Raw genomic sequence first — 10,756 nt, 5'->3', positions numbered from 1 at the left:
GACACGGTGTTCTCGCCGGGTCTCCGACACGGTGGGCTCCGGATCGCCCGAGCACCCGGCGATCACGAGTGCGGCGCAGACCGACGCAGCTCCACTCCGGAAACGTTGTCCCGCCGTATTTTTCGGGACGATCCGTGAACAGGATTCGCTCATGACGACATTCACCGCCTGGCACCGAGATTGCGTACCGCACAGCCGGGCGGTACCACCGGGACGGAATTCGCTCCTCATCCTGGCCCCGGCCCGGCTCGGCGTTGCCCGGTCGAGGCGAATCGCCGCGTGGGAACGGTCCGTGATTGCATGGAGCAGGACACACGAGGAGTTTTCGATGAGCTATTTCGAACGAACCGGACCGAGCACCTACCGGGCCACGCACCATGTCGGCGGCGCGTGGGAACCGAACGAACAGCACATCGCACCGGCGCTCGGCCTGATGACGCACGCCGTCGAACTCGATCGGGATGCCCGGCGCGACGACACGCTCGCCGTCGGCCGCCTTTCGTACGACATCCTCGGCATCATCCCGGTCGACGAGGTCGACGTCGAGGTCACCGTGTTGCGCCCGGGACGCACCATCGAACTCGTCGAGGCCGTCCTCGCGCACAACGGACGCGCGGCCGTGCGGTTGCGCGCCTGGCTGATGCAGACCCGGGCGACCGCCGAACTCGAAGGCACGTCGTTCCCGCGGATCGCGCCGCCCGAAGACATGGAGCCGTGGGATCCGTCGGCGGTGTGGCCGGGCGGATTCATCGCCTCCGCTCAGGTACGACGCACCCAGGTCGAACCCGGGCGCGCATCCTATTGGGTGCGCACGCCGATCCCACTCGTCGCCGACGAGAAGGTCAGTGCCGTCGCGAGCGCCGCGGGACTTCTCGACATCGCCAACGGAATGACAGTGCGCGCTCATCCGAAGGACATCGCGTTCCCCAACATCGACCTCACCGCGCATTTCTTCGCCGAGCCGCGGGGCGAGTGGCTGGGATTCGACACCACGGTCTCGTTCGGTGCGAACGGTCTGGGCTTGACCAGCAGCGTCGTCCACGACGCCCACGGTCCGATCGGTACCGCCTCACAGGTGCTCACCGTCCGCCCGTCCTGACCTGACCGAACCGGCTGACGCACGCGTGGGTACTGTCCGAACCATGCCTCGAGTCGCCGTCACCCTGCACAACAACGCGCCCCGGGACCTGCCGGAGCACATCCACCGGCACGTGCCGCACTACTGCGCGCTCGAAGCGGCGACCCATGCGTGGAACCGGGTGCTCGTCGACGCGTTCGACGGCGAGTTCGATCCCGTCACGGACATCGCGCTGGTCAATGTGAACAGCAACTTCTCCGGCGAACTGTTCACCGACGCCGCCGAGGTCGGTGTCGAGGTGGCGAAGATCGGCACCACGTCGGTGACCCTGCGGGTCGAGATCGTGCAGGGCGGCACACGCGCGGCGGACCTGTCGGTGACGCTCGTGCAGGTCGGGGACGGTCGCACCGTGTCGCGGCCGTGGTCGCCGGAGCAGATCGTCTCCCTCGAAGCGCTGCACCGTCCCGGCGCACTCGCCGATCGGGTGTGACGGAAAGCGAAGTGCCCGAACCGGAGTGAGGATCCGTCAGAACAGGCCGTCGCGGAATCCCTGGCGCCACGACGGATGACGCAGCTGCCAGCCGAGTTCTCGTTCGGCCTTGGCATTGGAGAACCCTCGCCCCTCGGTCATCATCGTGACGGCCACATCGCCGGCGAGTATCCGTGCGAGCCACCGAGATAGCCGCATCGGAGGCTTCGCACCGGCGCACGCCGCCAGATGCGGCAGCCGTTCACCGGCCTCGACGATGTTGTACACGCCCTTCGCCTGCTGCTCCACCGCCAGGACGGTCGCGCCCGCCGCGTCGTCCAGATGCACCCAGGAGCTGTATCCCGTACCGCCACCGACGAGCGGGAACTGCCGCTTCCGGACGAGTTCGACCTGATCGTCGCTGGCACCCGGACCGCAGAGCCCGCCGTACCGCAACGCCGCCCCGCCTGCCTCGACGACCCGGTCCTCGACGTGGCGGATAGCATCCGCTCCCGCACGCGCTCGGGTCCCCGTCTCCGGGTCCAGCGGATCCTCCTCCGTCTTCACCCATCCGCCCGTGCGGACACCGTTCCAGCTGGCGTAGCTCTGCGCGACGACGTGCGGCCGTGTGTGACACGGCGACAAGCCCGCCGGGGTCGCGGACTTGCGGCCACAATGGTGACGGACGTGGAGGTGGCGATGACCGACAGCACGCACGAGTCCCGAATCCACAGCGGCTCGCTCGCCGACGAGACCGTCGCCCTGGTGCGACGGTGGATCGCCGAGGCCGCGACGATCCCGCCGGACCGCGGTGCCGAGCAACTCGCGGCCGTCCTGAGTGACCCGCACGGCCTCGAATTCACGGTGGCGTTCATCGACGGGGTGATCCGGCCCGAGGATCCGCGGGTCGCCGCCCGCAGTCTCGCCGGCCTCGCCCGTGACGTTCCCGCGTTCCTGCCCGCGCATCTGCGCGCCGCCGTGCGGGTGGGCGGGGCGCTCGGTCCCACGCTGCCGCACATCGTGGTGCCCGCGGCACGGCGGGCGCTGCGCGCGATGGTCGGGCATCTCGTGGTGGACGCGACCGATGCCCGGCTCGGGCGCGCCATCTCCCGGTTGCGCCGCGACGGGGTGCGGCTGAACCTGAATCTGCTCGGGGAGGCGGTGCTCGGCGAGCGTGAGGCCGCCCGCCGGCTCGACGGCACCCGCACGCTGCTGGCCCGCGACGACGTGGACTATGTGTCGATCAAGGTGTCCGCGGCGGTCGCGCCGCATTCTCCGTGGGCGTTCGACGAGGCGGTCGCCGGCATCGTCGAACGGCTGGCGCCGCTGTACCGGCTGGCCGCGACCTCCCGTTCCCCGAAGTTCGTGAATCTGGACATGGAGGAGTACCGCGATCTGGATCTGACGATCGCGGTGTTCACGACGATCCTGGATCGTCCGGAGTTCGCGCATCTGGAAGCGGGCATCGTCCTGCAGGCATATCTGCCGGATTCGCTGGCGGCGCTGATGCGGTTGCAGGACTGGTCGGCGGCACGACGGGCGCGCGGCGGCGCGCCGATCAAGGTCCGCATCGTCAAGGGCGCGAATCTTCCGATGGAACGTGTCGAGGCATCGCTGCACGGCTGGCCGCTCGCGACGTGGGGTTCCAAGCAGGAAACGGATACGCACTACAAGCGCCTGCTGGACCGTGCGCTCGTGCCGGACCGCATCGCGAATGTGCGGATCGGCGTGGCGGGGCACAACCTGTTCGACGTCGCGCATGCGTGGTTGCTCGCCGGGCGGCGGGGGGTGCGGGACGGCGTCGATGTGGAAATGCTGCTCGGGATGGCGCCCGGGCAGGCGGAGGTGGTGCGCCGGCACGTCGGCGGGGTTCTGCTGTACACGCCGGTGGTGCATCCGGACGAATTCGACGTGGCGATCGCGTACCTGGTGCGGCGGCTCGAGGAGGGGGCCGGTCAGGACAATTTCATGTCGGCGGTGTTCGCGCTGCACGACGACGAGTCGTTGTTCGACCGCGAGAAGGAGCGGTTCCTCGCCTCGCTTGCGGAGGTGGACGGTGCGGTGCCGGCCCCGAACCGCACGCAGAACCGTCTGGTGGATCCGCTCGCACCGCCCGCGCCGGGATTCGCCAACGCCCCCGACACCGATCCGTCGCTGCCCGCGAACCGCACATGGGGACGGCAGATCCTCGCGCGTGCGGGTCGCTCGCGGCTGGGTGTGGACACGGTCGCGGCACACACGGTGCACACGGCGGGCCACCTCGACGGGCTGCTCGCGCACGCCGCGGCACACGGCCGCGAGTGGGGCGCTCGCCCGGGCGCCGAGCGCGCGGCGATCCTCGAACGGGTCGCGCACGAGCTCGAATGCCGGCGCGGCGACCTCGTCGAGGTGATGGTCGCCGAGGCGGGCAAGACCATCGACCAGGCAGACCCGGAGGTGTCCGAGGCGATCGACTTCGCCCGCTGGTACGCCGACCGGGCCCGGGAACTCGACGCCGTCGAGGGCGCGCGCTTCGTGCCGTCCGCGCTGACGGTGGTGACGCCGCCCTGGAACTTCCCGGTCGCGATCCCGGCCGGGTCGACGCTGGCCGCGCTGGCCGCCGGGTCGGCTGTGGTGCTGAAACCGGCGGCGCTGACGACTCGGTGCGGCGCGGTACTGACCGAGGTCCTGTGGGCGGCGGGGGTGCCGCGCGATGTCCTGCACCCGGTGCGGCTCGCCGACCGCGAGCTGGGCCGGCAGTTGATCGCGGATCCCCGAGTGGGCCGGGTGGTGCTCACCGGCGCCTTCGAGACCGCCGAGTTGTTCCGCTCGTTCCGGCCCGATCTGCCGTTGCTCGCCGAGACGAGCGGCAAGAACGCGATCGTGGTGACGCCGAGCGCGGATCTGGATCTCGCGGTACGCGACGTCGTGCAGTCGGCGTTCGGCCACGCGGGACAGAAGTGCTCGGCCGCGTCGCTGGTGATCCTGGTCGGCTCGGTCGCGACGTCGCGCCGGTTCCGCAACCAGCTCGTCGACGCCGTGACGTCGCTGCCGGTCGGTCCCGCCGACGACCCGCGCACCCGGATGGGTCCGCTCACCGAACCGGCCCACGGGAAGCTGCTCGATGCACTCACGTCGCTGGATGCGGGGGAATCCTGGCTCGTCACGCCGCAGCGCCTCGACGACACGGGACGGCTGTGGAGCCCCGGCATCCGGGTGGGCGTGCGCCCCGGTTCACGCGCCCACCGCACCGAGTTCTTCGGCCCGGTGCTGAGCATCATGACGGCCCGCGACCTGGACGAGGCGATCGCGATCCAGAACGGCGTGGAGTTCGGATTGACGGCGGGGCTGCACAGTCTCGACGCCGCGGAGGTCGCGCGGTGGCTGGACCTGGCCGAGGCCGGGAACCTGTACGTCGATCGCGGTATCACGGGAGCGATCGTGCGGCGTCAGCCCTTCGGCGGCTGGAAACGGTCGGCGGTCGGCGCCGGATACAAAGCCGGCGGCCCGAACTACCTGGTCGGTTTCGGATCGTGGAAACCGTTTCCGCACAACCCGATCGACGAGACGGTGGACGGCGCCCCGGCGCTTGTTCTCGACGCCGCCGAACTGTCGGGCGCCGAGCGCGATTTCCTGTGCCGGTCCTTCGCGAGCGATGCCCGCGCGTGGCGCACCGAGTTCTCCCGCGCGCTCGACGTGAGCGCCCTGACCGCCGAGCGCAATCTGTTCCGTTATCGGCCGGTGCGGGTGCACGTCCGGCTCGGCGCGCGCGGAACACAGGTCGCGTTGCTGCGGGTGCTGGGCGCCGCCGCTCGGTGCGGCGCCCCCGTCGAGGTGTCCACCGCCGTCCCGCTGTCTCCCGAAATCATCCGTGTACTGGGAACTTTCGCGATCGATCTGGCGATCGAAACGGATGCGGCGTGGCTGAACCGGATCGGTAGGCCGGCCCCGGACCGTATCCGGTTGATCGGCGGGGACGCCCGCGCTCTCGCCGAGGAACTGCACGGCCGTCCCGGAACGGCCGTGCACGATCACCCGGTCACCGAGTCCGGCCGGCTGGAGATGCTGCCGTTCCTGCGGGAACAGTCGATCTCGATCACCGCGCATCGGTTCGGGACACCGAACCACCTCACCGACGACATCGTTTGACCCGACAACGGTTCGAGATCGGTTACGCCGAACCGGTCGGATCCGGGCGGCAGGTGCGGTGCAATAGGAAGATGAACATCGCCGAAACCCCACCCACCGAACGCCGCCGGAAGGCACTCGCCGCCGTGAAGGAACTCGGCCCCCAGCGCACCGAACAGGCAGTCCTGAAGGTGCGATGTCCGGCCAGCCACACCGTCGCCGCGGTGTACAAGACGACCGAAGGTCCGGTGGTGGTCTCGGCCAGCGGCCCGGGCGGGCGTGGGTCACGCGATCGGGAGGCCACCGGCCACCACGGCGACAAGCTGGATTCGGAATTCGTCGACACTCTCGAGGCGACGCAGTTCGAGGACGACGCGATCCCCGCCGGATGCGCGTGCGGGCCGCGGACCCTGTCCCGCAAGAAGCTGCAGCACGCGGTCGACTCGCACGCCCACGTCGTGAATCTGACCTGACCGCCGTCCCGCGGCGTGTTGTCCGCGGCCTGGCCGGGGTGTCGTCCGCCTTCGGCCCGGTTCCGGTCGGTTCGGGTGACCGGGAGGTAGATTCGACACCCGCGCCGGTGGTGGCGCACCACTCGATTCGATACTGGGAGGCCGCCGGATGGCGTCGGTTTTCGTCGACTGGACCGATCTGGGCGAGCAGGACGCGGCCCGGCGCATCGCGGACGCCGTGACGGCCCGGCGCGAGAAGTTCATCGACGAACTCACGGTGGTCACGGGCGCGGAGATCCCCGAGATCGCCCGTACCGAACGGGACCGCACGTTGCTTCTCGGGAGCATCGCCGAGAACACCACGGTGCTGGTGACGGCGTTGCGTGAGGGCGCCGATGTGTCGACGGTCGAGCCCCCGGCCGCGGCGCTCGCGTTCGCCCGGGAACTGGCCGGCCGGGGTGCCTCGCTCGCCCATCTCCTGCGCGCCTACCGGATCGGCCAGGCGCGATTCACCAGCATGTGCCTGGATGCCGCCGAGGACGCCCCCGGCGACAACCGGGCCGCCCTCCGGGTCGTGATCAACCAGATCGCCGCGTTCATCGATCGCATCTGCGAAGGCGTCACCATCGCCTACGAGGACGAACGGGAACGGTGGATCACCAGCCGCAGCGGGCTCACCCAGTACTGGATCACCCAGATCCTCACCGGTGCGGTCTCCGACGCCGCACAGGCCGGCGCCGCTCTCGACTATCCGCTCGACGGCATGCACCTCGGACTGGCCCTGTGGATGCCGGAGCCGGAGCGGCCGGACTCCCCCGATGTGGCCACGGCGGTGGAACGCCTGCTCACCGAGGTGGCTCCGGCGGCGCCGACGCTCACGGCACACACCGAGCCGTGCGCGATGAACGTGTGGATCGCGGTGCAGGGCAACGTGGACGAAGTGATCGAGCGCCTGCGGTCCGCGATCGGTGCGACCGACGTGCCGCTCCGGGCCGCGGTCGGGCTGCCCGATACCGGCATCGAGGGCTTCCGGTCCGGGCATCGGCAGGCGGCGGCGGTCAAGACGCTGGCGGCCACCGCCGTTCCGGAGGCGCCGGACCTGGTGACATACGCGGAGATCGCGCCCGTCGCGATGCTCACCGGTGATCTCACGGAAATGCGCAGTTTCGTCGCCGGCACACTCGGTCCGCTCGCCGAGAACACCGACCGCACCGCCGAACTGCGCGAAACGCTGCGGGTCCATCTGTCCTGCAACCGCAGCCCGGCGACCACCGCGTCCCGGATGAATCTGCACCGCAACACGATCCGGTACCGGATCCAGCAGGCCGCCGAGGAACTCGGACGTGACCTCGAGGACCTCGACCCCTTCACCCTCTCCGCGGCCCTCGAGATCTGCCGGTGGTACGGGCACAGCGTCCTGACACCGCGGACCCGACATCACCCCGGACCTGCCGTCACATCCTGATTCCCAGGGCACGGGGAGCCAGGTCGGTGACCTGGTCGGCCCACCCCAGGATCGACAAGGCCGAATCGATGTTCTGCGGCGGTGTCCGGATCAGGGTGTCGCGGCGGATCAGCCGTTCCCAGTCGACGGTGATCGGCCCGGTTCGCAGCTCGCCGCTCGGGTGCCGGAACCCGACACCGGCCCGCTCCATGATCGTGATGATCTCCTGCGCGAGGATCCCGTAGCCCACCGTCGTCGGATGCACCCCGTCGAGGGAGAAGAATCCGCCGGTGGCACGGCCCCCGCGACCGTCCGCGGTGAGAAACCGTGAATCCGGCACCGGATCGAGTGCGGCCAGCGCCGCGGGCAACGGGTAGGGCGTCCACCAGGCGGGACGTGCCTGCACGTCGTCGATGTACCGGCGCGACGCGAGCCGTTCGAGCAGACCGCACACGTCGAGCAGATACCAATCGCGCACCGGGCCGGACGTTCCCGCGCGGGCGTCGGCGACTGCCCGCGTGATCGTCGTGTTGTAGAGATCGATCGCCGCGTCGACGACGGCGGCCTGCGCGCCGGTGATGTTGGGGTCGCGGGTCGCGTCGAAACGACGTTCGTCGATCCACGGCCGCGTGTAGTACGGGAAGTACCGCGACCCGTGCTCGATCTTCGTGCCCAGGCCCCGCGCGATCGGCGCGATCGTGACGTGCGGGATGGTGCACCAGATGACGTGACGGGCGGAGATGCGTTCGACCTGCGCGACCACCTCGGCGAACTCCGCATCGAAGTGCTCGGGCCGCCAGATCGTGTACGCACCCTTCTTCGCGGGATCACGGAAGTCCGATTCGCTCCACTGCACCCGCAGTTCGGTGACGGTGCCGAGCGCATTGTTGGAACCGAGGAAGACCACGAGGGTTTCGATGCCGCTCTCGGTGGTGCCGTCGTGATCGTCGCCGAGCGCGACCGCGGCGTCGAACAGGGTCATCGCCTGCTGTGGCGGCGCCCAGTGCGGGTACACGCGCAATGCCGCCCGGTCGCCGTTGTTCTGCACGACCTGGTTCAGGAAATCGTCGCCGGGCGTCTCGATCGCGTCCGCGCAGATGTCGGCGGTGCGGCTCAGCGCGTCGCGCAGGTCCCAGCCGAAGCAGGACAGGTTGTGCTGGTAGGCCGCGACGACCGGCGCGGTCGCGCCGGGGCCGCGTTCCCAGTAGTCCTCGACCTCGTCCATGAACGAACGCACCGCGAACAGGGCGAGCGGCACCTCCCACGGTTGCAGCGACGGCCCGAACCGGTCGTCGAGGCGGCGCAGCATCAGTTCGATGTTCAACGGCAGGCCGCCCGGTCCCCCGTAGCGGGGAAAACGGAACGTGCGCAGCATTCCGAGTTCGTGGGCGATGATCGCCGGAACCGAGAGGTCGGTGTTGAACACCGCGCCGCTCTGGAAGCCCTGCAGCAGCGAATCACCGAGCGCCACGATGCGGTGCGGCGGTGTGCCACGCGCCTCGGATTCGACCGCGATGCCGAGGGCCGGATCGAAGTCGGGCGACCTCGGTTCCTTTTTTGCCTGCGCTGCAACATCTTTCGGGGTTCCCTGCGGTATGTCACGCGTCTGGGCCGGCATCGCTCGTCCTTTCGGACCGGAGGTGGCTCCCTCGAGCGTGAGCCGTCGGCCCGGAGTTGTCAACGATGACGGAAGATGGAAACCGGGGCCCAGCAGAAGAACCGCACGCAGGAGGAGAGTTGGACACTCCCGATTTCGCGCACACCGACCAGGCCGCGAAGAACCGCCGGGAGAAGGCGGTCGTCCTCGCACGTTTCGCGTGGGACCGCGGCATCACCGGCGCCGAACTGCTCGCGATGACCGACGACTACCGCCGCCGGCTGGCGCGGGAAGCCGGCGCGCACCCGCCGCGCACCATGGAGACGTGGAACAGCGTCGCCGAGCTGCTCGACGAGAAGACCCGGTGGGCGCGTGCCCATCCGGATCATCCGGCCGCCGGACGCGCCCACCTCGACGAGAAGATCATGTGGGTGAAACCGCCGGTGCGCTCGTGGTTCGAGTGAAGGACCTGTCCGAGGCACCGGCCCCGCCCGATCGCGGCGGTCGGCCGGAGCGGACAGCGTCTCGGTACGCCGGGCCGATGCCGACCGTACGCAGGGGCCGGTGGGCGCATCACGGGGTGATGATCGGCGGCCTGCCGCACCCGGACCGCAGCGGCGACGCGGTCCTCGTGTCCACGACCGCGGCGACCACCGCATCCGGTTTCACACCGCTGTCGGTCCGCCGGGCCTGCGACCTGCGGCCGGGCGCGGCGTCGTTCGGTGGGCACCTGACGATGACCGTCGCCGGAACGGACGTGCGGGTGTGTTCGTCCATCAGCTCCTGACCGACGGCGGCTGGGCCTACGGACCGGGCGCCGGCCACGTGGGCGGAATCCGCTTCGACGGGCGGTCGCGCGGCCAGCGCATCCGCGGCACGGGTACTGCGAATACATCGATCGCCGCAGCGAGTTCACCCGGGCGACCTTGCCGGACGGGTAGAATTCGGACACGCGGTTTTCTTCACCGACAACGTTTTCCGGCGACGAGGAGCACCGTCCGATGGCGATTCGCGACTACCGGCCGAGCCCCCTTCAGTCCGCCGAGGTGATCGATGCGGGCGACCAGTGGACCCTCGTGTTCACCCGCGACTTCCCGCAGGCCCCGGACACGGTGTGGATCGCGCTGACCGATCCCGCCCAGGTCGTGCAGTGGGCGCCGTACCGGCCCGAACGGCACCTGGGCACGATCGGGCCGGCCACGCTGATCGTCGTCGACGGCGACGACGCGACCGAACTCGACGGGACCGTCGTCGCCGCGGGCACCCCCCACGTGCTCGAACACCGATGGGACGAGGACTGGCTGCGCTGGGAGATCACGCCCCGGCCCGGGGGTGGATGCACTCTGACGCTCCAGCACACCGTCACCGGGCCGAACAGCGCGGCGCGGCTCGCCGCGGGCTGGCACATGTGCCTCGACGTCGCGCAGGAGATGATGGAGCACCGCTCGGCCGGGCCGATCGTCGGGCGCGATGCCCTCGACCACGGCTGGACCGAACTGTACGAGGCCTACAGCGAACGGCTCGGCGGCGACGGGTGATCCTGCGGTGGGGGCCGCGACCACGCACGTGATCGAATAGTGCCGGAGTCGACGACGCAACCGCACAGGAG

Annotated in this window: 10 protein-coding genes; 8 read left to right on the top strand and 2 right to left on the bottom strand. The window is 70.0% G+C overall.

Annotation, left to right across the window (positions count from 1 at the left end; all coding sequences use genetic code 11):
- Positions 1–328 precede the first annotated feature (328 nt).
- On the top strand, positions 329–1,099 hold the full coding sequence (locus A8G15_RS02855; protein ID WP_068155173.1) for a thioesterase family protein: 771 nt from the start codon (positions 329–331) through the stop codon (positions 1,097–1,099).
- Positions 1,100–1,142: 43 nt separating this feature from the next.
- Positions 1,143–1,568, top strand: a complete 426-nt coding sequence (locus tag A8G15_RS02850) for an acyl-CoA thioesterase family protein (RefSeq protein WP_068155171.1) — start codon at positions 1,143–1,145, stop codon at positions 1,566–1,568.
- A 36-nt stretch (positions 1,569–1,604) separates the two neighbouring features.
- Here A8G15_RS02850 and A8G15_RS02845 read toward each other — a convergent pair whose 3' ends face one another.
- The gene (locus A8G15_RS02845; protein ID WP_211270105.1) at positions 1,605–2,114 is read right to left on the bottom strand and encodes an NAD-dependent epimerase/dehydratase family protein; all 510 of its coding nucleotides are present in this window, start codon (positions 2,112–2,114) and stop codon (positions 1,605–1,607) included.
- A 132-nt stretch (positions 2,115–2,246) separates the two neighbouring features.
- On the opposite strand from A8G15_RS02845, the gene A8G15_RS02840 reads away from it, so the two are divergent.
- The 3 genes from A8G15_RS02840 to A8G15_RS02830 all read left to right on the top strand — a co-directional run bounded on the left by A8G15_RS02840 (position 2,247) and on the right by A8G15_RS02830 (position 7,571).
- The gene (locus tag A8G15_RS02840) at positions 2,247–5,675 is read left to right on the top strand and encodes a bifunctional proline dehydrogenase/L-glutamate gamma-semialdehyde dehydrogenase (protein WP_068155176.1); all 3,429 of its coding nucleotides are present in this window, start codon (positions 2,247–2,249) and stop codon (positions 5,673–5,675) included.
- 71 nt (positions 5,676–5,746) lie between these two features.
- Positions 5,747–6,127: a hypothetical protein gene (locus A8G15_RS02835; RefSeq protein WP_068155174.1), complete on the top strand. Its 381-nt coding sequence runs from the start codon at positions 5,747–5,749 to the stop codon at positions 6,125–6,127.
- Between the two features lie 148 nt (positions 6,128–6,275).
- Entirely contained in the window at positions 6,276–7,571 is a 1,296-nt protein-coding gene (locus tag A8G15_RS02830) for a PucR family transcriptional regulator (RefSeq protein WP_068155169.1), read from the top strand.
- Here the strand turns inward: A8G15_RS02830 and A8G15_RS02825 are convergent.
- Entirely contained in the window at positions 7,561–9,168 is a 1,608-nt protein-coding gene (locus A8G15_RS02825; RefSeq protein WP_068155168.1) for a hypothetical protein, read from the bottom strand. The genes A8G15_RS02830 and A8G15_RS02825 overlap by 11 nt on opposite strands.
- A 119-nt stretch (positions 9,169–9,287) precedes the next feature.
- Between A8G15_RS02825 and A8G15_RS02820 the strand changes: the two genes are divergently transcribed.
- The 3 genes from A8G15_RS02820 to A8G15_RS02810 all read left to right on the top strand — a co-directional run bounded on the left by A8G15_RS02820 (position 9,288) and on the right by A8G15_RS02810 (position 10,685).
- Entirely contained in the window at positions 9,288–9,611 is a 324-nt protein-coding gene (locus tag A8G15_RS02820; protein WP_068155166.1) for a hypothetical protein, read from the top strand.
- 77 nt (positions 9,612–9,688) lie between these two features.
- Positions 9,689–9,934 carry a hypothetical protein gene (locus tag A8G15_RS02815; RefSeq protein ID WP_156665232.1) on the top strand — a complete coding sequence of 82 codons (246 nt, stop codon included), beginning with the start codon at positions 9,689–9,691 and terminating at the stop codon, positions 9,932–9,934.
- Positions 9,935–10,148: 214 nt separating this feature from the next.
- The gene (locus A8G15_RS02810; RefSeq protein ID WP_068155162.1) at positions 10,149–10,685 is read left to right on the top strand and encodes an SRPBCC domain-containing protein; all 537 of its coding nucleotides are present in this window, start codon (positions 10,149–10,151) and stop codon (positions 10,683–10,685) included.
- Positions 10,686–10,756 lie beyond the last annotated feature (71 nt).

Origin of the sequence: Rhodococcus phenolicus (assembly GCF_001646785.1) — a bacterium.
Classification (GTDB): domain Bacteria; phylum Actinomycetota; class Actinomycetes; order Mycobacteriales; family Mycobacteriaceae; genus Rhodococcus; species Rhodococcus phenolicus.
This window is presented reverse-complemented; position numbering and strand designations above follow the sequence as displayed.